The following is a 22,622-nucleotide window of genomic DNA, read 5'->3' as shown; positions in this document are numbered from 1 at the left end:
AACTACAACACCTCATATACAGTGTCTATACAACCTGCGCATGCTGGGCATACTTGTTTTCCGTTGCAATACTTCAAGTGTTCAGAAGTTGGGTGCGCAATAATCTTATGCGAACGAACTGCCGCAGCAGCATAGCAAACGCGCGAAATCATAGTAAGAGACCATTTTGCACTTTGGTTTAATGATGTAAACGACTGCCAAGCGCTTTCGCTTACATTTTCTGGACAATTCTTCGCAATATCGTCAAGATGCGGACAATCTAACAATCTTGCCATATTTTTGAATCCAACTCGTAACTCAAGCGGATTATTATTGAAAGCATTTTTTACGCAAAGCGGCGGCTGATACACGTTTTCAGCAACGTTATGATCTTGAGCAGGATAATCGTTCTTAGCAACGTGAAATAGAATACTTCGCGAAATAATCGGCGCATTCGACGCATCAATAAGCGGATTCTCATCAGAAAAAAGTAAAGCAAGCTGGTAACAAACTAGCTGCAAATCGTTAAAAACTCCGCTTGCTGTTAAAGGCTTTCCTGTTTTGTAGTCCAGTAAGCGAATATGCTCGGAACCATCTGAATTGATGCGCTTTTCCATGCGATCAATTCGACCGTGAATATGTACTTGCATATCTTCACTTGCGCCATCCGGCCATCCTCCAACTAAAGCACCCATCAATTCGTAGCAATCATGCGTAGTAACGGTTTGCAAATTTGCATTCTTAAAAGTATTGTTCAATACGCGAGCAATATCATTAAATCCAAAATGCGCGCTTGTTTGCAATTCGCAATACGCTTGTTGCAATCTACCTATGCTACTTTCTAAAGATTTTTCGCTTTTTGTAAGAGATTCTAATATGCCGTTTTCTGACTTTTTTGAGTTAAGCGCATATGTTGATTGATCGTAAGAAGTGACAAAATATTGCGCAATTGCATGTAACGCACGTTTAATATTCTTCTCACGCGCAAGAGCCGAATAATGCTCCTTACTATCTCGAATATCTGCAAGTTCAGGCGCAATACTTAGGTAATACTTTTCCATAAGATTTGCGATTGCGTTACTGCGGCGCACAAGCGGAGAGTAGGGAGAATAGTCGGCTGAATTATTCGCTGTTTCAGTTTCATCAACTTCAGTTTCTGGCATATCGTAATGCTGATTTTCGCTTGCCCATCTTGCAGTTTCGTGAATGAGCGTGCCAAAATACGTTGCTGCGCTGCCGGGTTGAGGACCTAAAAGCTGACGATTTACCAATCCACACACAGGACATGCCCACAAACTATCTACAGCTGAAGGAGACAAGCTTACAACAGAGTTAGTTTTTTTAGCAGAGCTAGCTTTTTCATTATATTTTTCATTATTTTTTTCATTGTCTTTTTCAACAGAAGATTTCTCATCAACATAGTCATCTACATCGCTCATAAAATCCCACTCAAAAGGATCAGCGCAAAATACTCCATTTTCTTTAAGTAATTGCAACGTTTGAGCAGCATCAATAATCGCATTTCTAGACTTACTATTCTCACTATCGGAACTACTTGCACTATCTGCACTATCTGCATTACCTACACTATTTCCAAACTCTTCTTTCATAGAAGAAGCACGCAAAATTTGCGAACGAGCAGCACACACTAGTCCACGAACATCCATATCTAAACCGGCAAAAGGTGTAGTAAATTCCGTAAAAGGCGTGCGCGAATTTTCATTATTGTAGTATCTTTCAGGCAAATAATAATAAAGAAAGTCGCTTGGCACAGCACTATCGCTATATTGCGCGCTTATATACAAACGCTCTGTTGCGCGCGTAATAGCTAACAAAAAACTGCGCTGTTCCGAAGCAAAAACTGCAGATTTATCATTATTCGAAAGAAGTGACGCATTCACAGTCAATTTAGAAGCAGAAATCTTAGAATGCAAAATAATATTCGCTAAACTTTCTGCGCCAAACATAGTGCTACGAGAAGCAAGATTTGGCCACACACGTTGTTGCAAAGTAGGCATCCACACAAGATTCCAATGTTTTCCAACAGAACCAGCAGGAGTAGTAAGCGTTACAGCATCTGGAACAGGTGCTACTTTAGCAAGAGAATCAGCTTCAATTTCCATGCCACGAACTTGAGCTATAAAATCTGCAATACTTACAACATTTTCTTGTCTAAAAGTATCGTCAAACGTATTCATTGAAGAAATATCAGAAGAAACATATGAAGAAACATAATCAAAAAGACGCATTGCAGCATCCAAGCGATCGTTAGCTCGATAACCTTCCGAATTATGCTGTAAAGACATACGCTGCCAACGCTCAGCAACATGACAAATATTCCAAGCCTCACCAAGAGCGTATTGAGCATTACTCAAATCAGGATTATTGCGCATACGAGAAGCGAGAATTTGCACGTTTTTCCACAGTTTTACAAAAGCTGCAACGTGCGGATTTCGAGGAGCCATATTCTGCAATATTTGCAACACTGTAGAATCATCATCTATAGAACGTGCAACATCTGCTACACAAAGCAAATAGCACGCATCGAGAGATAATGGCATAAGATCATTTGAACTGCCATCAATACGACTATTATCAACCAAAATTTGAGATTCAACGTACGCCTTGCTTTGCGCATCATGAAGCGAATTTTGCAACAAATCCCAGTTATGAACAAGATTTCGCAAAGGAGCATTAGATTCAAAGTTCTTGTTCTTTTCACCATTTTGCTCAATTAAAACAGCCGAAAGAGAAGAAAGAGAACGCATAAGCAAATCTACAGAATATAACTTCGCAGGTATTTCAACGTCTAAATCACCGTAAAATCCAGAATCACTTTTAGTAATCGCGGAAAGCGGACTATCCATAATATTCTGAACTCGCAAACGCACCCACGAAGCCAAATTTTGCAAACTTCTACCATGTTTTACTTGCTCAACAATTCCAGAAAAACCGTGCTGCGCAAATTGAGCAAGTTCAATAAGCGCAAATAAACCTTGCACAAATGGCTCATCTTTTAATGGGCGAGTCACTGACGAGTATCGCACAGGAACCCCAGAAGCGCGAAGCTGCTCGCCAAAAAGACGAACAGTAGAATTGTCGTGCGCAATTAACGCCATATCGCTCCACTTGCGCTTATTATTTACGTGAGATTGCTTCATTTGCCAAATAACAGCATCTAATTCCTCGCGCTGTGAACGATATAACGCTGTAAAAACAGTGTCGTCTGAATTGAGATTAGAATTTTGGAGGGTTTCTATAGGCTCAATCGGTAAGGAGCCTACAAATTTTGGCATTTTCCAAGGGCGATTTGGGAGCGCAACATCTGTTTTATATTGCGAAGTAAGCGAAAGAGAAACGCGTGAAGCGAGCAATTCACGCATCGAAGGTGCTTGGGTATAATTTGCAAAAGTTGGATCTGCAGAATAATTTTTAGAAAAATCGGCAGAATCGTCGGAAGAATTTTCGCAAGAATCAGCAAAACCCGTATATTCTAAAGTTTGCTCAGCAGCATTCAACTCATCCAAAGCTGCAGAAATTGCATAATCCGGGTACGCTCCTCTAAACGATTGCACAGATTCATCCGGATTCGCAAGCAAAACTAAACGCGTGCCAATCTTCGACAAAGTCTCAATAAAACTCAAACCAGCCAAAGTAATATCTTGATAATCATCGACTACAAGAAGAGCTGGAATTTCAGAAGAATTTACTAAACCATGCTCTCCTAATTCGCGCGCAGATTTTGCACCCTCAACCAACAGTTGCGAAGCGTCAAGTCGGAAAGAAGACTTATAAGTGTCGGCAATTATTTTTCGATATTCAGCACGCAAAGCAAACGCCAAACGCCATTGAGTTAATCTACGTTTAATAAGCACAGACGTTTGTAAAATATCACTATTATTGGCGTAAGATTGCTCGTCACTAAGAGCGCGAAGAACTGAATTTTCGCTTTCAAAATCGCTAATACCAAGCTCATCTAAACGAGCGAGCATATCGCGCAATTGATGCATAAAAGCGTTGTTAATATCGAATCTATCTGCCAAAAATTCTGGAGACGAAGAAGTTGATTGAGCAACCGGAGTTACGGAAGGCGCAGAAGGCACTGAAGCGGCGGAAACTGCGCAAGTTAATGGAACAACCCATTGAGACGTTTCAAAATAATCCTTAAAAAGCGCGCATATATTGCAATCACCATTATCTCCACGCATAACATGCTCAATGTGTGCGCGCAAAACTTTACGAAGCAAAGAATCCTGCTCAGCACCATTTAGCAGCTTAGGCGAAGGATTATTCTTTAACTTACAGCAAGCAGAAATGATAGTAAAAGCCAAAGAAGCCAAAGTGCCAACTGGACGAGACTGCTTACTTACACCAATTTGGCGAATAATAATATTGTCAATTTTTGAAGCAAGAACACGATTTTGCACAGCCATCGCAGTAACATTATGCGACCAACGCTTATAGCCGGAAATTGCTGCGCGCACAGCAAACTGCGTTTTACCAGTATTCGGCGCACCATACACAAGCAACGCATTAGTCACATTGCCAGAAGAATTGCGTAACGTACCGTCAAATAATGCTTGTAATGCAGTATCCTCACTCATACGTTTAATTCTAGCAATTAGGCAATAGTGGCGCGCAACAATACTATTCTTTTAATATTGCACGAGCGCGAGCATCCTTAAGCGCAAGAAATACACTGCCGACACCAATAAAAATAAGAGTAAACACAATTAACAAATACGCAACTCCAACACCCAAAGTAGTGGCATTAAAAGTTTGCGGTGCGAAGCCGAACCAGCCAGCAGGAGCACCATAATTGAGGAAATTATAAGGCGCGCGCATTGCATGAACACCCCAACGAACACCAGCAAACTCGCTAAGCATAGCAGCATAAGCAACATAAGCAAGAGGCGGAACAGTAGAAACATACAAATGTGCGCGAGTAGAGCGGAAACGATAATCAAAAAGCACAAAATCAGCGATTGCAAGAAGCGGCGCAACTGCGTGAACGCAAAGGCTGCTGCATCCGTTATTCATGTAAGCGCCAACGAAACCAAGCTTATTGGTAGGTGCTAAGAAACACAGGTACAAAGTGAATGTGACAGCAATTGAGATAGTCATCATGAATTTGAAAATGTACCAAGCGTTGGATTTTGAGTCGAACCATGCGCAAGATGCTGCGGAATCTTGCTGCGCTGCTGAATCTACAGAATTACGAGCACGCATAAACGCAGCTGTATCAAGCAAAAGCGATCCAGCAAGAGCTACGCAAATCATAAGGTTAGAAAGATTCGTAAAATAAGTAAAGGTCATCAAGCCTTCCCACGAAGCAGCCATACCATAAACAGATGCGATGATTGCAATCGTGCGTATTGCTGTGCGCGTCGCGTATTCGCGCGCTGTGAGCGGAGTCTTTTGTTCTAGCATGGAATCGTTTGCCATGTTATCTCGCTTTCGTAACTTCTATAATCTACTTATTGTTTACTTATATTTATGTTTACCATACTTATGGTTACACAGTTGCAAGCGAAAATATGTAGAAGAAGTTGCAAAAATGCGGCGCGATTTTTGTAGATTCCTGCAAGTGCTGCGAAACGTCGGGAATTTTCCAGCAAATGCTCCACGAAACTACCAACCAGAGACACGAACGCAGAACACAAACTGCACCAGTGTCCCAAAACAAGCAAAATCAGACACTCACGCAGAAGAAAGTAAGTCACGAACAAAAGATATAGTCGAAGGATGGTTCGGAGTGCGCATTTGCCGCAAAATCGCGGGCGGCGCTGAGATTACATCCGTAAAACCTGATCTAGATAGTGCTAGCGAAGGGAAACATTATGACAACATGCAACACTGAAAAAACAACTAACTGTAACGAAGCAAACGAATACTGCACAAGCTCAACAACGCAAGTCGACACATGCTTCTCTGTACGCGCACGCCGCCGCATGTTTCTTAACGACGTGCGTCAATGCATCGAACGCGTGCGCACACAGCAGCCACTCACCCATTGCATCACGAACGTAATCGTGCAAGACATTACAGCCAACGCACTACTCGCTGCAGGAGCGTCGCCGATCATGGTAACCGACCCAGAAGAAGCGCATGCACTTGCGCAAATTGCCACAGGCGTGCTCATAAACGTTGGCACATTCCATCAGCCAGAAACTTCCGAATACATGCGCGCAGCTGTTGAAGGATGCGAAAAAGCCGATACTCCGTGGGTGCTTGACCCGGTTGGAATCGGCGTTCCAGCACTTGCTCCACGCGCGCGCTTTATACACGAAATTATTAAGCACCACCCTACCGTAATTCGCGCAAACGCTTCCGAAATAATGGCACTTGCAGGCAAAGAAAGCAACGGCAAAGGTGTGGATTCTCACGATAACGTGAACGATGCTCTTCAAGCCGCGCGCGAATTAGCAAAAAAGTACGGCTCAGTAGTGGCAATTTCTGGCGAAAAAGACGCGATTTACGCTCACGGTTGCTTAGCTCGCGTAACCGGCGGACATAAAACTATGACTAAAGTAGTTGGAACCGGTTGCGCTTTGGGAGCGTTGGTTGCAGCATACGTTGGCGCAAACCCAGAACGTCCGCTCGCAGCAACTGTTGCAGCACACGTGCACGCAGCAGCGGCTGGAACTTGGGCAGCTCGTCAAACCACAGCTCCCGGCACTTTCCGCACACTGTGGATGGATGCGCTTTCAACTCTTAGCGTAAACGACATGTTTAGTTTGACAAATATTGAGTTTACGGTGGAGCCTGTTGATTGGACACTGTATTTGGTAACGGATCCGCGCATGGGAAATCGCCCGGAAGAAGAAGTTGCAGTAGAGTCAGTTGAAGGCGGAGTTACAGTTGTGCAATTGCGCGATAAGTATTCCGACGACGCTGAAATTTCAGCAAAGGCGAAGAAGTTGCGTCATGCGCTTATTGATTCTGAGCACGGCGATGTGCCTGTATTCATAGACGATCATGTTGATTGCGCAGCTCAGCTTGGTTTCAACTTGCACGTTGGGCAAAAGGATACGCCGTTTGTTGAGGCGCGAAAAGCGATGCCGGCAGAGTGGATGGTTGGGCTTTCTTGCGCTCGACCGGATTTGATGGAGAAAGCTTACCGCGAGTGCAAAGAAAATGACGTTCCGCTGCCGGATGTGATTGGCATTGGTGCAGCTTTTGAAACGCATACGAAAGCGCACGACGTGCCGCCGTTGGGAGTTGACGGAGTGAACGAAGTGGCGAAAGTTGCGCACTCTATGGGCGTAAAAACGTTGGCAATTGGCGGAATTCACGAGAACACAGTGTTCCCTATTCGAGGTCTTGAGCTTGACGGAGTTTGCACAGTGTCGGCGCTTATGTGCGCTGAGGATGCTGGGAAAGTTGCGCGCGAGCTTAAAAGCGTGATTACTGAGTAAATCGGACGCTCCGAGTTGCTTTCGCGCGCACTGTGCTGCGCTCAAGCATGTCGTCGCGCCAACGCGAGACAACGCTCGCACTATAAGCGCGCGCTCACGCAGTTTGCCGCAAGATTCGTACGGAGTGGTTTACAGGTCCATGACCGCGCTCGCCGCCGCGCCCAACATGTAATTCACTTCCAGCCGCAATCGCCTCTCGAAGCCACGCCGTTGACCATTCAAGTGCGCAAAGTACAGTATCGTGATCGCTCAAATTCTTTTCCTCGCGCAAAGCAAGCCCAATTTTCGTAGCAAGCGCAGAAGAAAGCGAGCAACCAGTTCCGTGAGTTGTGCTTGTTTCAACTCGTTCGCTTGGTACGTGCCGCGCGTCACCATCCGGGAAAACCGCAGTATTTCCAACGTCTTCGCCAGTTAAGTGCCCACCTTTTACGATTACAACAACACTGTTTTTTGCAGCCAACTTGCGCGCCTGGTTGCAAGCTTCCTCAAAGTTTTCCGCAACGCGCGATTCGCACAAAGCCGCCAATTCCGGCACGTTTGGCGTCACTACATCAACGCAGCTTATAAAGTTTCGCATCGCATTTTCAGCACTCGCCTCAAGCAAGCGCTTCCCGGAAGTTGATATCATCACCGGGTCTAGAACACTTACAGGAACCGGGTTATCGCACATCCAGTCTCGCATTGCTTCAATATATTCTGTGCATCCAAGCATGCCGATTTTTAGTGCGTCAACTGTAACGTCGTCGTACACGCATGAAAGTTGAGTGCGGAAAAAGCTTACTGGCGGCGTGAATACTTCGCGCACTTCGCACGTGTTTTGCGCAACCAAATTAGTTGGTATGCACATGCCATAACCGCCTGCCGCCATAATTGACTTGAGATCTGCCTGTATTCCGGCTCCACCTGTTGGGTCTGTGCCAGCTATGCTTAGCACGCGCGGAATGATTGGGTCTGATTGCTGCATAGGCGATTGCGAAAGCTGTATAGGCGATTGCGCGGACGATTGCGCATGCTGCAAGTCATGCTGTTTGCTTGATACTAGCGTCATACTTTTATTATATTGCGTCGCAGGCGAATATAGTTTCATGAGAAAGTATAGTTTATATTACATTTTGTTTAACGTGGCGCGAGTTTCGGGGGATCTCTCTCCTCGCACGTCCCGTCCTTCGTGCGCTCTGGCTGCTAAAAGAGTTTAGTGTGTTCGCCTATCTTTAAAGAATGTAGCTTCTCAGTCCTCTTTTAGTGCTCGTAGAGAAATCCCCCAAACTCTGCGTGCTTAATGTTTAATAACCGTGCCTTATCGCAGAGATTTTTCGATTTTTCTTCTTCACTCGGTGAATCAGCAGCCTGCGGCTCTGACGTTCACCTCGTTCAGTGCGAAAAATCTCAAATCTCTACCACACTAATATCCACGCGACTGAATAACGCGCAATTAAGATGTATATAACCTATTGCGTCGCAGGCAAATATGTTTCGCGGGTGAGTTTGGACTTACGCAAACGCTATAAGTCCAAACTCATACGCATTTTACGCGTCAGCGTCGAAGCCACTTGAACTTGAACTTTGACTTGAGTTTGAAGAACGGCTTGCCGCTTCGAAGCACTTCTGCAGAAGCGTCGCAATGCTTGCTGTCAGTGAGTGCGCCGAATCCGTGACCACTAAGAACCGACCCAAGCCATCCGCGCCTACCGAACGCGCCGGATGCCAAGAACAACGCCAACAGCACGCCAAATATGAAGCTGAACCATATTGCAGCTTGACCGCCGCTGTGAGGCAGAGCAACCGGACGAACCAAGTAACCAAAGCTGAAGTATCCGACTAAGTGGCCTCTGTTACCGTTATCACCAAAGCCGTCGCTTTCATTGCTGGACTTATCTTTTGCACGTCCGTACAAAGCGTACTCAACTCCGTCACCGTCAGTCTTTAACTTCTTGAACGCCGCAGTATCCACGGAGCCATCTTTGCCCATTATTGACTTACAGCTGTCAAAATCAGTTGCGCCGCCAGCCTTCTTGACTTTGCATGCAACCAGGCTAAAGTTGCTGAGATCACCGAAACTGTCGTAATCGTCGTGGACATCCGCAAACAGAGTCTTTCCACTCTCCTTGCTTTGAGACTTCGAAACTTTTCCGTCCTTGTATTCTACAGGATTACCCTTAACCGTGAGCTTAGCGTAGTCCTTCTCCTCCATCGTTACAACGTAAGGATTATTAGCATCCGCGTGACCACTGAGAAGCGATCCTGCAGTTGCAGCAAAAGTTGGCTTAACGTTATCAACAGGCACCAGGTACACAGGCATTACGAATTCGTAGTTGGCATCGTTATTCCAGCCGCCTTCTTTGCCTCGCGTTTTATGAGTATCTCCAACCCAGCTATCGCCATATGTCATAATAACCGACAAACCATTATCTGGATTCTTAAGAACCTTATGACCAATTAAGTCAGATCCAATACTGCCAGACCTACCCCATGCGCCAATATTAGCGAAGTCGGTAAGCGAAAGACCAGTATTACTACTTTCAGACGTTACGCCAGAGCTATTAGGAATAGAATATCCACCGCCGGTACCACCCTTTGAAATCATATCTATGACGTTTACATACCAAGTTTCTTCAGTAGTACCACCATTGTCGTTATCAGCGCCGTTAGCAGCAGAAGCAGCACCAGACCTATGGTCTTCAGACGGATTATACGTATAGAAGTGCGTATTCCAATCAAAGCTGAAGCCGTTTCGACCTTTCTCACCATCAACCTTATCGCTACCTCTTACTTCTGGCAGCAAGGATGGCTGACAATCAGCAAACGCCCATTGACTTCCATCAACATAGTTTCCACACTCGTTTGCTGGGTGCAAAGTACTGTTACGCTTAAGCTTCAACGCATATTGCAAATCATTAAGCGTAAAGTTGCGCTTAGTTGAAGCATTATACAGATACAGAAGAGACTTCTTATCTTTCGAAAGAACGAATCCTGGATCATACGAACGCCCAGCTACGCGCAGAGCCTTACTATTATCTTTAGTTTCTTCGAAGCTGGTAGGCGCATCAGCTAAGTAGTCTGCAGCACCCTTACTATCGCCACCATGCTCACTATCTACGTTTTCAGGCGCGCGCAATCGCACAAATCGCGTAATCTTATTTTCTCGCGGATTTGGCACAAGCACGCGACTTCTCCAGCCTCGAGTCATAACAGCTACGTCTTGTATATTCCCTACTTGGCGGCCACTATAGGTAGGCGGATTCAAAGGCTTATGCTCATCGTCCATAGCACTATAGTCATACTTCCTAAAAGTCACCATAGTTTTACCAGGCTCAAGCCTTGGATCCTCATTCGTAACGATTTCGCTATCGTTTTGAAGCCAAATTCCCTTCTTTGGTTCGCCCGCAAAGTTGTTTTCACTGTGCAAATCCATTCGTATTGCGCGCTCCTCGTGACCGCTTAGCAGCATTGGGTGTATTTGCACTATTTGACGCTTCATAGTAACACCGAAGTACACACAGTCGGACGGCTTCTTCAAACCAGACCAGTTGTCTGCGCTCCAGTAATCCGGACGGCATACTTCGCTAGGCTTTTCTTTTGCGTAAGCCATTGGCAGCACGTCAAGAGTATCTTCTGAACTAGCGTCGTCTTTGTAAGAGTTTTTACCTTTTGCAGTGCGACCTTTTGCAGCACGCGTATTTCCGCTGTTTCTGCTATTTCCGCCGCTTCGATTACTTCCACCGCTTCTTGCAGTCTTATTTCCGTCTCTATTAAGCGAATCATCGGAAAGATCTTCAGGGCTTCTAACACCAGGCATATACGTCCATGGACCAACTTCAAGACGACTGCGTGCTCGAACCACGCTTCCTGGAGCTAAGAAACCACTAGGGAATGTTATAACAGCATTACCATCATTATCGTGATTAAGCGTTACTTCATTCGGCTTGAAAGTACCAGCGCATACACTCCACGATCCATTCCAGCATACGGAAATTGTTTTACCAATGCTGGTTTCCAAGTTAGTCTCATTTGAGTTTGCAGCAGAGCCAAAAAGACCATTACTAGTAACAGGTTTCTCAAGCTCTGAAGCAGGGTGATAGTAAACTACCATTCTTTTAGCTCCATAGCCTGATTTAACGACAACTTTATAATCGCGGTTTTGTGAAGAACCATCTTTGCTGAGCCAGTCATCATACTTTGCAAATTCATTGCTTTTACCATCGTACGCAACAACAGATGGTTTCACCATGTCTGTCCACGTAGCCTTAAAGCATCCAACAACAGTTTTTGCACTTTGCTTTCCAGCACTATCCGTAGTTTCAGCATACATTGTAAATACAGTTTGCTTATTTACACTTGGATTTTCTAAATCTGTGCTTCTGTATTTTTCAACAAACCTTCTAAGCAAATGTTTATTTGTAACGCCGTTACTAACAAACTTCACCATCGGACTAGAAGTTTTACCACTAGAATCCTGAATATTATTCGCTTGAATATACACATTCAGATTATTAACCAGCACTTTACTGTTTATACTATTCGGGCACAAAGTGACGTATTGCTTATTAAATATACCGCCATGTTTCCACTCTCTTGTGCATTTGCCAGATTCGTAAGCATTGAAATCATCGTCTAGTTTTAGTGCTGCAGGTAAATTAATCGTTGCATTATCAGCCTCATACCAAGCTTTATTACCTGCATAAATTTTCTTATCAAGAGTAATAACATCATCATCAACTGTATTGCAGTTATTCACATCGCCGTTAATCATGCATTTTCCGTGAATATCCCATGGCTTACCGTCCCACTCCTGATAACTCTTCGCACTAATCGTCGGCTTCTCATTATCAACCGGCATAAACCACACGTTTATCACGTTCGTTGTGTTATCTGGCGTCTTACTAGGCTCACGAAGCAGAAGATCGTTCGTAACCTGACCATTATTCACATAAAGTTGCGCATGCATGAATGGCCTGTTATTTGCGTATCCCTCAGGCTTCGAAGTACCTTCACCGTACGCGTCGTAGTCGTTCATAGTGTCAACATCAATATTCTTAGTTATAATGTCGCCAATATTTTCGCCGTCTGCTTGACCGTTCAAATCTTCACCGCCAGGCATCAGGAAGTCCTTGTGAATAGCATATTCACTAACATATTTATCTTCACCAGCATGCTGGCTACCCTTATTTTCAATAAGCTTATCTGTAATATGTACTTCACTTCCGTTTTTCATATTTACAGAAGCATTGTAAGAGAATGAAGAAGAATCCATAATAAATTCTTTAGGCGTGTACTTCACTAAATTAAGCTTATTTCGCCACTGACACTTACCTTCTTGCGCAACACCGTTATGAGCAGCAATAGACGCAGCGCATGTATTGTCACGCACAGCGTAACCTAATCCACCAGCAACAGCCATAGGGTACGAACCATTCCATGCATCAAATTGCTTATTATCCGCCGCACTCATAGGAGTTAGCGAAGGCTGCGGCTTACTTTCCTCTTGCGTATTTATGTTCGGCGTACCTTTTACAAGCTTTAGCACATCCTGAAGGTTTAACGCCTTACCATTGCCGCCCTTACGGTATGAGTTTATGTTCCACTTGTACACAAAGTATTGCGTGCCAAACTTCTGATTTCCATGCAAGCCGTTTTGCGGCCCGTCAAATCCAGGATCGTTTCGCCCGTCAACACTTTTCTTGTTGTTGTCTACTAATCCCCACGTATAGTCCTTGCGCATATCAACGAAGCGCGTCACCTTATGCTCAATCGGGTTAAGCGTAGTCTCGTCATCAGCTTCCAACTTTTGGAAAGAAAGAGTCTTTATAGCGTACAGCATTTCGTTAAGTTTATGTTTCTCATCTAGCTTGCCAATACCAGTAACGCCATCTAAGCACAGCTTCCACTGCTGATCCGTCTTCGACTCGCATGAATATTGAGGCTTATCGTCACCATAAGCATACTTTGCTTGAGTAGTTTTCGGCTTAAAGCCACTGTCGTACTGGTCGTAAGTATCGTACTTCTTTTGCCCTTTAACGCCAATTTCTTCCTTGCGGTAACCGAAAATTCGCTCGTTACGCTTATCGTGTCTCATCCAAGAAAGCATTGCCACGATTTCGTTATTATTAAGCTCAAACGGGTTCACTTGCACTAAGCCGTTTGGCCACGCAATATCGAGCGGAAGCGGGTCAGATTCTTCGTAATCCTGAAGATTGCCTGGCTCCATAAGCTTCCAAAGTTTATCTTGACGCCAATCTGGATTATTTTCCGGCACAGAGTAAGTGTCTACGTAAATTCTCGAACCAATTTCTGCAAAGTATTCCGGAATCGTAATATTTCCAGTTACAGGATCAAAAGTTATTTCGCACCTGTCGCCGCCGTTAGCAGTGCAACCCTTGATATGATCTCCAAGCTTTGCTGTAAGAATGCGCTTACTAAATTCTTTACGCCAATCATCGTTACTTTTCGCAGTTTTTTTAGCAGAACGATCTTCTCCTTCAGCATCTCGATCCTGACCCTTAGATTCTTCTGACTTAGCATCTTCAGAATCCTTGACGTTCTTAGAGTCCTTGCTATCGTTACTGACTTTATTATCTTTGCTTGCGCTACCGTTTTCTGCAGTATTAGCAGAATCACTCTGCTTGTTACCATCACTTACTTCAGGTTTTTGTACTTCAGATTTCTGAGTATTCGCATTCTTAGAAGAATCACCTTCGTTTAGCACAGCAAATCTTACTTTACTGCGCTTTCCAGGAGCATTGCGCTTTTTAGAATTCTTCTTAGAACTATTCTTAGCTGTCTTATTCTTAGAATTCTTCTTAGTATCCTTCTTGGTTGCTTTTGAAATCTTCAAGGAAGCAGGCTTGTTGCTAGTTTGAGGCTTATTAGCTTGCTCATCCTGCTGATTTTGGGTAGAGTTCTCCCTTGGTTTGGCATTATCAGTTTTTTCGCTATCAGCTTTAGCTTTATTGTCAACTTTCGCCTTACCGTCAGCCGCCTTACCGTCAGCCGACTTGCCGTCAGCTGCCTTGTCATCAACTGCATCTCTGTCCTCTAAAGCAGCTCTATCCTCAGCAGCTCTAGACCCATCCGGGCTTGCAGCATCATTATTGTGATTAAAAGTATTAACCTGATGCCAAAGATCAGTCTTCTTATTACCGTCTCGCTGAATAACAATGCCGTAGCAACTGCCATCATTTGGACACAGCTTATCGTAGTTATGATCCTTCCTAGGCTTTTCCTTACCGCGCGCCCAAATCCTAACCATAATCGAGCGCACGCGCTTATCTTCATCCCAAGGATTCACTCGCCCAACATAATGTCCATTCGGCTTCTTATCCCACCAAACGTTTGGCAAACCATAGCCAGGAGATACAATAATCAGCTTAATTTTCTTTATTACGGAATTACCTGCAGCATCCCAACCATGGAATATCAAATCATGCACACCGTGATTTCTATTCTGATCGCCCACTAATACTGTAGGAGAACCATCATCTTTAGAATTTTTGCTGTTAGTAACCCAGCCAACTTGATCCGTCTTACTATCAGATTCACCATTTTTATGAATGAATTGATCGTAGCTTATTGTAGTAAAATCGCCGCAACCGCGAGTATCGCAATCATTCTTTTTGTCACGCGGAGTGGTAATCATATCAAAATCATTGCGCACAACAACTTTTTTACTATCAAAGAATCTCTTATTTTTATCGTTAGTAAAGTAGTCGGTAGCTTCCTGCGGCTTTACGCCAAGCAAAATCCTCTTATCGTCATGACCTTTAACCCAGAACTTAATTTTGCTATTAACAGGAATCTTCAAACCATCAGCTGGAGCATCAACAGGATTTCCATTATTCACGCTCACTTTTACATCCAACGTTGGCTTCTCGTAATCAACATACGGGAATACAACAGGTATAACAGTAGTCGAGTTATCCCAGAACGTAATCTTTACGTACTTTACAAACACGTAATTTGGCAAAACTTTAGGATTCTTGCCATCTTGCAGCTGAGCACTATACTTGTTGCGCATCCAAGTTCTGTAAATACGCTTGATTTTAGCCAAGACTTTGTCTTGCAAGTCTTTCTTTACAGGATCTCCAGGCTTCAACTCCTTACCGTCATCGCCCGTCTTAGGAGCATCTTTTACAAACCAAACATTACGCTTAGTAGCATTTTGCGCTTTAGGCCAGCATTCAGGCATGCTGTCTTCACGATCCTCACCCATAGCTGCACGATCGTTGTTTGCAGCGGAATTATCGTCACTATCTATGGATCTAAATGAAATAGAAGACCTAGACTGACCGTTAATTTTATCCTTGTATTCGTCAAGAATCTTAGAATGACCGCAAGGATTTACAACGCTAACAATAGGCACTTTAGCAGCAACGCTTAAATCAGCATCCTGAAGAGTGTTCGAGCGAGACTCATCACCCCACTTATTCGTCCACTCAGCTTTATAAACAGCAAGATTCTTAAGCGGAGTATTAGAATCTCCATCCGGATTATTAGTCAAATAGTTAGCATCAAGCGGATAATCGTTTGTCTTAGAGCCCTTCTTCTGCTTTATGGAACCATACCTATGCCTTGAACCATACTCATCTTTATTAACAGGCGGGAACAAGTTAGGATCGAAAGCCATTACCTGCCTATACAAATCAGAACGTTTGCCAACAAAATTCACAAACCCAGCATTATTATCACGATTATCAATAATAAGAGGATTAGGAAGCGGCTGATCGTAAGAATAATACTTAGGAGTCTTGTTATTTTCGTCATATTCCTCAGTTTGCAAAGGCTTAAACACGTCTGCTTGCGTAATAACCCTATACCACAAATCCTGAGTTTCACTCATATGATACGTTCTATCGTTATATCTAAGCTCAAGCTTATGCCTACCAGGCTCTGAATCCTTCGTATTATGGTCGTTCATACCAGGATTACGGAACCACTGATTACCTCGAGCATAGCCGTTATTCGGGGAATAATAATCAGGCAATAAGCGTATATCTTGGTTCTCGTTCATAAGATATGAAGTTCCCAAAGGCTGATTTACTATTCCAAGCAACACACTAGAGAATGAAATATGCCTGTGCTCAAGATAATTACCACTGTCACTGTTGTACGGACCCAAACCAGTACCCTTAAGGAAGTGGTATCTAGGAGCCTGAATATCCATAATTCGCGGCGCACCATACCACTGCTGATGCATTACAGTGTACATGTAGAAGTTAGCGTCACGACCAAAATTAGTCATGGAATATTTACTGGCTTTAGTAACACCAAACGGGTCAGTAGCACCATAAAAACCTTTGCTCTGTCTCTTACCATAGTAAGATCCTGCAGCGTAGAAGAATGAAAAGTTTTCGCAACCCGTGCCATCACCCACGTTATTAGAAGAGCAATATGAGTTGTTTTTAGTCGTAGAAGTTGTAGTAGTGAAGTGAATCTTATACGTATAAGCAATCTCGCCAGACTTAATATTGTTCACAAAACTAAATACGCGCTGCGTGTCATCTTTTATAGATCTATAAAGATTTTGCACGAGAGCAACATAAGCAGGACTATAGCCTCTGTTATAGCTTCCTTCAACTTTAGGAACAACTTTAAGATCGCCTTCATCCAAAGCACCATAGCTACTGGATCTAATGCAGTCCAAACCTTGACCATCACGGCACCAACCAATAGCGTCAGAACTACCCAAATCCTCAGTTGTTACAGCATCCGGAAGGATCCTAGAATAATTGCCATTCTTACTGTCGTCAGTGCCGCGCATCTTATTCCAAGCTGCGACTAAGTCATCTCCAGAATCAAAATCGTTACCGTCAGTTTTAATGCTGCATAAACCGTTAGGATTATCCCACGAGAATGAGCAGGTTTCGCGAGGAGGATTATTATTGCCTTGATTCTTCTTATACAAAGCAGTAGCTTCCCTGCCACTGTAAAGAACACGCTGAATATACTGCCTTCCGCCTTCGCTACCCTTGTCTAGAATCTGACCTTTTGGAATCGTAAAGTAATCAAGAGCAGCACCAGCGCCTTGAGTGCGGCCGCCAGCGTTAAAAATAATATCCCACACGAAGCCGCCACCGGAAAGCTTAGGGGTGCGCTTTACAAACACGAAATCTGCAGTGTCATCTATAGGCAAGTTAATTCTGTCGACGCCGGAACCCTTATAGTTAAAGGCCATGTTGCGTAAACGACCCATAATAAAAGTGCCCTTAGGATACGGAGTGAAGTAAGTTGCGCCGTAATGATCCGTGCCAGAAGGATCTTCAGGTACAGAACCGTTTTCGTAGTGGCCGCGAGGTCTCGTTGCTGCACTAGCAAATTGGTCGCTAGATTCCAAGTTGTATCCAAGGCTATTAACATCCAAATCGTGACCGTTCGTAGCGCGCAAACCAGCACCATCGCCGTCAGTAGTAATGCATGCGCCTAAAGCGTAATCCTTGTTACATCCAGGGCGATACACTTCGTAAGATTCACGAGCTGAGTAATTCTTAGCGTCGCGGTTTTGCGCTTTTGCTCTTTCTTCTTCTGCAGCGCGCTCAAAAAGTGACTTCGGTTGAGATCCGAATGGAGAACCAAATGGAGAATCAAATTGAGAAGCAAACGGAGAAGCAAACGGCACGCCTGCGCCAGAGCCTGCAGAAGGATTAAAAGATCGAGAGAGTAGATTCCCTGAATCTACAGATCCTTGTGAATTGTCGAAACTCTGTAACGCAGAAGACTGAGATGATGCAGATAAGTCTGGATTAGAGTCTGGATTATTAGAATTAGAGTTAGAATCAGACTTTGGATCAGACTTTGTGGAATTATTTGCGGAATTATTAGCACTATCCAAAGCAACTGCGGTTTCAGCAGTAATGCAAATAGGTAGCAACATTGCTACCGAAAGAGAACAAACAAGAACAGTTTTAAGAGCAGTGGCAAAAGAGCTACTGAACGCACGATATGCAAAAACAGACTCGCGTTTAGATGAGCGTTTATTCACGCAATTAGCTATACGATCATCCAAACGATTAGACACACGACTAGCTAAACGCTCAGCCGCGCTCTTAGCCACACGGTACATATTCTGAGTCGTACGTTTAGCTACACGAGTTGCGCATTGAGTCAATTGACCTATACGAACAAGAACGTTTAGCATAATCGTCCAAATACTCTTCATTGTTTCCACCTGTTTTGCATTGTTTTAAACTGCTTTGCGTCGCCCCCACGGCACCACAAGTTTGTTATTAAGTTTTTCTATTAAGTTTTGTTATTGCCTATAAGCAATCGCTCATAAACCAAGGATGCTTATAAGCCAGTCGAAAGTCTTTTCGCCGTGACCACTCCGCTTGCATTTCTTGCGTGAACTAGACTTTTTGACTTTCGGTCGTTTTTTCGGACGATTTTTAATCGCCTTAGCTTCCTCACGCGCAAGATCTTCTCTGCGTACAGTACTATCTTTCGCGCTACTTAACTCTCTATCTTCTTCGCTACTTGCAGCACTACTTGACTCGCTATCCTTCGCACTATCTTTCGCGCTATCTTTCGCACTATCTTCTTCGTCTTCCTTCTTTTTCTTCTTAACCGGCAGACCAGCCCACCAAACGTAGCCGCCCACAACGCACAAACTACCAAAGCAGCCCAAAACCCACCACGGAAATCGCGGAACATCCGGCTTCTTGCCACGAAGTGCCTTATCCGCCGCAGGCGTTGGCACAACTCGCTCACCAGTCACCAAAATGCGCTGCGTGTTAATGCCGAGCGGCGTGCAAGTAATAAGTGTCACCAAATCCTTGCCAGGAACAGCTGCAATCTTCTTCGTCTCATCAGGGTTCACAACGATTTTGTCAACTACCTTGTAGGTGAGAATCTCGTCGAAAACCTCAATTGTAAAAGTGTCACCTTTTCCAACTTCGTCCAGCCTTGTGAACATTTCCGCACTTGCCAAACCGCGATGCCCCGTAATCACAGAGCGCGCGCCCTTGCCGCCAACCGGAAGCGAAGTTCCACGCAAATGACCAAGACCTTTCAGAAGAGTGGCATCTTCTGTGCCGTGATACACAGGCAAATCAAGATCAATTTTTTTGATTCGCAAACGAGCCATCAACCCGTCGTCGTTCACTTTCAACTGATCCCAATAATCCTGACTCGCATCGGAAGTAACTCCGTGAGAAGTCGGTATGTTAGTATTTGCTTCGTAAATAGCACCCGACGAAAGCTGACTGTTATACTCACGAGCGCGGCGGAGCTGCTCATGCGGAGCAGGAACAGCATGAGTTATAAGCTTCGCGTACTCAGCAGCAACTTCCGACATGTGGTATTGGCTTAGCCACATGGCGGCGTGCGGATAAATAAGCGACGCAAACGATGCAAGCAACAGCAAAGCAGGGACTATGCAGGATTTAGAGAAGTGCCAGTTTTTGTCGTTGTTGCACGAGTTTATTTTCGATATTCTTGGGTATCGTCTATGAGTTTTGGCTGATGTTCTTGTTCTTTGGGCTTGATGAGGCTGGAAAATTTGTGTTTGCGCAAGCTCCCGTCCTTCGTCGCTTTGGCTGTTAAAGGCTTTACTGTCTGCTTTGTTCTTAAAAGAACGTAGCTTCCTCAGTCCTCTTTTATTGCTGAACACAATTTTTCCAGCCTCTCAACATACTAAATGCCAACACAAAACTCATAGACTCGTGCAAAAGTTACGCAACTGCGTGGTTTACTAAGTGCAACTAGAGTCGCGCAATTAAGCTGCGGATGGGTTGATGGTGAGTGTGTTTGATGTGATGTGCGCAGTAGCAATGACGCTAGTGTTCTTTAAGCAATAAATACTCAACGTCCGCAGAGCATTAATGCTAAAGTTCGCTAATCAATAAATAATCGACGTTTGCAAAGCATTGGCGCAAAGCTACAGAAGCAACTTCAGCAGAGCACTGATGCAAAGCTTCGGAAACATTTGCTGAGGAATTTCCGGCGTTTGTTGTCGTTTTTGCGTTGTTTGGGAACATTTGCCGGAGAATTTCTTGCGTTTGCGCTACACCTGACCGCGCAGCTAATCAGCTCAAACCGGCTGCACAGCTTGTTTCGAAACCAAACTGCGCAACCGGCAGAGCAAATCAGCTGGAACAATCGTCCAAGCAACTCAGCCAACGAGCGAGTTTTACTCTTGCTCCTGCTCCTTGCGACGCTTCATCACAACGTAGAAGAGCGTGCCAGCGATGCCAACAATGCCGCAAACCGTCAAAATCACCAAGCCGCGAGCACCAGTCATAGGCAATGCTGCGAGGATCTTATCGAGATCAGTTGACTGCTTGTTGTTAATAGTCTTAGTGTTATTAGTCTCAGAATTTTTAGCTGAAGTCAAATTGAAGCAATGCAACTTGTCATCAAGATTGAATCCTTCTGGAGCTACAGTTTCTACTGCGCAATAAACTTTAGTATTATCTGCGCCGTTTCCAACGAAGAACGAATCAGATGCTACACCGTCATCACCAGTTGCTGCCATTTCACGGATTTTATCATTATCTGTTACAAGCGATGTACCAGCATCAGCAACTGTCTTACCTTCAAGGTCGTTAACCTTCTTATCTTTTGCAGCTGGGTAAACCTTAAATGTAGCACCTTTCAAAGGTTTACCATCATTTTTAGCATCGTTTGTGCTTAAACCAATCTTATTGATTGTGAGCTTAGCGAAATTAGTAGTATCTCCACCTTCGTGAGGATGATTTGGATCTTCATTACATGGCTTCTCTTTCGTAGGAACGCATGGATTCTCATTTCCTTCACCAGTTGTCACGCCATCTACGTCAGTGTTCAAAAGGTTCTTAATAGCTCCAGGAGCGATTACGGAAGTTACAACAGTAGCAGTTAACTTACCACCAACTTTTGCTGAAGCCTTAGCTAAACCAGTGTCAGTAAGCTTAACGCGAATCCACTTGACGGTTTTAAGAGCACCTTCTTTTTTCAAGTCTGCTACTTTTGTAGGATTATCACCGGTTGTAGAATAAGCTTCGATCTCATAATCAGCTGCATCCAAAGTTACAGAGTTGTTTCCATCTTTATCTACAAGCTTAAGATCCTTAACTTCCTTGTAATTCAAGAAGTCTGTGTTGATTGGATCAGTGAAGGAAACATTAGTATATTTATTGCCGCCATCTTTAATAGCAGTCAGTGGTATGGAAATATCCCAGCCCATTGTAGTATTAACACCATCAATGTATGGCTTGCTTGGATCTGCTTCTGCCTTCTTAGTAACTTTACTGTCACTGACATCGTTCTTTGGATAAATCTTTAACTTGTAAATCCAACCGTGAGTTGTTGTATCTGGAAGAGGAACTGTTACAAGGAATGGGTTAACCTGCTTAGTAATCTTAACAGGCTTACTATCTTTCTTAGGCGTGCTATTAGCCAAATCTTCTTCCACATAGTACAGACTCAAATTTTGACCTAAACCAGTAAACTCAGCTTTACCAGTTCTATCGGTAGTTGCTTCATATTTGTCGGTTGTTTTTTCAGAAAGCTTAAGGTTTTTAGCTGCTAACTCTTCAGTTGCAGTCTTACCATCTTGAATCAAACCTTCAATATCTTTCCAGGCTTGAGCGGTTGACAAGTCAAGAGCACTACCATCGTTTTTCATAACGCGAGTAATCTTAAACCTCACGCCTTCAATTGGTTTCTGAGTATCTGGAATGGTATGTTCTTTACCATCATTACGAGTCTGACTTTCAGGACCTTCATACTTATAAATTGTAATAGAAGTATCTTGTTTTTTGATATTTGCAGTGTTTGCACCTTCAACAGTAGCAGTTGGATTACCAGCCCACGCGATGGATCCAGCGATGCAGCAGGTACCGAGCGTGCAGGAGGCAGCTACGAGTGCCACGGCGCGTTTTAACTTTGAAGTCTGTAGACGCATATTTCCTCTCTTCAATAAGTAAACTAATCGTCTTACATCTTTATTTAGGCTCAACAGCAGGTTACAAGCTAAACAAAAGGTTATGACATATTAACAATTGTGTCGTTATGACATACTGACAATTGCATTGACGACAGCATCAGTGCAAACACACAGATGCGAACGCAGAAATACAACTGCAAACTTTCATCATTTAGCTATTTTTCGCAAATTGCGCGATAACGCTCAACCGTGAGTACATATAATATTAATCGATATTTAAACGAAAAATGAGATGTAGTATAACACAGTCAAATGTTTATGTTTCTGAGCATCTACCCCCCCCCGGTACAAAAATCGTTGAAAAACAACGG

8 protein-coding genes and 1 riboswitch are annotated in these 22,622 nt (G+C 43.9%); of the genes, 1 reads left to right on the top strand and 7 read right to left on the bottom strand.

The window, feature by feature from the left end:
- Nucleotides 1-2 precede the first annotated feature (2 nt).
- A complete protein-coding gene (locus HXT40_RS01650; RefSeq protein ID WP_421777287.1) occupies nucleotides 3-4,583 on the bottom strand; it encodes a PD-(D/E)XK nuclease family protein in 4,581 nt (1,526 codons plus the stop codon).
- Between the two features lie 43 nt (nucleotides 4,584-4,626).
- Nucleotides 4,627-5,424 (bottom strand): hypothetical protein, encoded by a 798-nt coding sequence (locus HXT40_RS01645; protein WP_102703235.1) that lies wholly within the window; start codon nucleotides 5,422-5,424, stop codon nucleotides 4,627-4,629.
- Between the two features lie 296 nt (nucleotides 5,425-5,720).
- A riboswitch (TPP riboswitch) is annotated at nucleotides 5,721-5,830 on the top strand.
- On the opposite strand from HXT40_RS01645, the gene thiM reads away from it, so the two are divergent.
- Nucleotides 5,820-7,397 (top strand): hydroxyethylthiazole kinase, encoded by a 1,578-nt coding sequence (thiM, locus tag HXT40_RS01640; protein ID WP_033888471.1) that lies wholly within the window; start codon nucleotides 5,820-5,822, stop codon nucleotides 7,395-7,397. (Overlaps the previous riboswitch by 11 nt.)
- 94 nt (nucleotides 7,398-7,491) lie before the next feature.
- On the opposite strand, the gene thiD is transcribed toward thiM, so the two are convergent.
- The 5 genes from thiD to HXT40_RS01615 all read right to left on the bottom strand — a co-directional run bounded on the left by thiD (nucleotide 7,492) and on the right by HXT40_RS01615 (nucleotide 22,236).
- Nucleotides 7,492-8,445, bottom strand: coding sequence for a bifunctional hydroxymethylpyrimidine kinase/phosphomethylpyrimidine kinase (gene thiD, locus HXT40_RS01635; protein WP_102703236.1), 954 nt, complete (start codon nucleotides 8,443-8,445; stop codon nucleotides 7,492-7,494).
- A gap of 486 nt (nucleotides 8,446-8,931) precedes the next feature.
- Nucleotides 8,932-18,546 carry a hypothetical protein gene (locus tag HXT40_RS01630; RefSeq protein WP_421777286.1) on the bottom strand — a complete coding sequence of 3,205 codons (9,615 nt, stop codon included), beginning with the start codon at nucleotides 18,544-18,546 and terminating at the stop codon, nucleotides 8,932-8,934.
- Between the two features lie 111 nt (nucleotides 18,547-18,657).
- A complete protein-coding gene (locus HXT40_RS01625; protein ID WP_205411955.1) occupies nucleotides 18,658-19,818 on the bottom strand; it encodes a class C sortase in 1,161 nt (386 codons plus the stop codon).
- Between the two features lie 391 nt (nucleotides 19,819-20,209).
- Nucleotides 20,210-20,362, bottom strand: coding sequence for a hypothetical protein (locus tag HXT40_RS01620; RefSeq protein WP_180963742.1), 153 nt, complete (start codon nucleotides 20,360-20,362; stop codon nucleotides 20,210-20,212).
- 152 nt (nucleotides 20,363-20,514) lie between these two features.
- Nucleotides 20,515-22,236 carry a SpaH/EbpB family LPXTG-anchored major pilin gene (locus tag HXT40_RS01615; protein ID WP_421777285.1) on the bottom strand — a complete coding sequence of 574 codons (1,722 nt, stop codon included), beginning with the start codon at nucleotides 22,234-22,236 and terminating at the stop codon, nucleotides 20,515-20,517.
- Nucleotides 22,237-22,622 lie beyond the last annotated feature (386 nt).

This window comes from Gardnerella sp. DNF01180P (assembly GCF_049244205.1).
Classification (GTDB): Bacteria; Actinomycetota; Actinomycetes; order Actinomycetales; family Bifidobacteriaceae; genus Bifidobacterium; species Bifidobacterium swidsinskii.
Note: the sequence above shows the minus strand (reverse complement) of the source record. Positions and strands in the feature narration are given on the sequence as shown.

Excerpts from the sequence above, each read along its gene's own strand:
- HXT40_RS01620 (WP_180963742.1), bottom strand. The coding sequence starts at position 20,362 with ATGTTCCCAAACAACGCAAAAACGACAACAAACGCCGGAAATTCCTCA.
- HXT40_RS01650 (WP_421777287.1), bottom strand. The coding sequence starts at position 4,583 with ATGAGTGAGGATACTGCATTACAAGCATTATTTGACGGTACGTTACGC.
- thiM (WP_033888471.1), top strand. The coding sequence starts at position 5,820 with ATGACAACATGCAACACTGAAAAAACAACTAACTGTAACGAAGCAAAC.
- HXT40_RS01630 (WP_421777286.1), bottom strand. The coding sequence starts at position 18,546 with ATGAAGAGTATTTGGACGATTATGCTAAACGTTCTTGTTCGTATAGGT.
- HXT40_RS01645 (WP_102703235.1), bottom strand. The coding sequence starts at position 5,424 with ATGGCAAACGATTCCATGCTAGAACAAAAGACTCCGCTCACAGCGCGC.
- thiD (WP_102703236.1), bottom strand. The coding sequence starts at position 8,445 with ATGACGCTAGTATCAAGCAAACAGCATGACTTGCAGCATGCGCAATCG.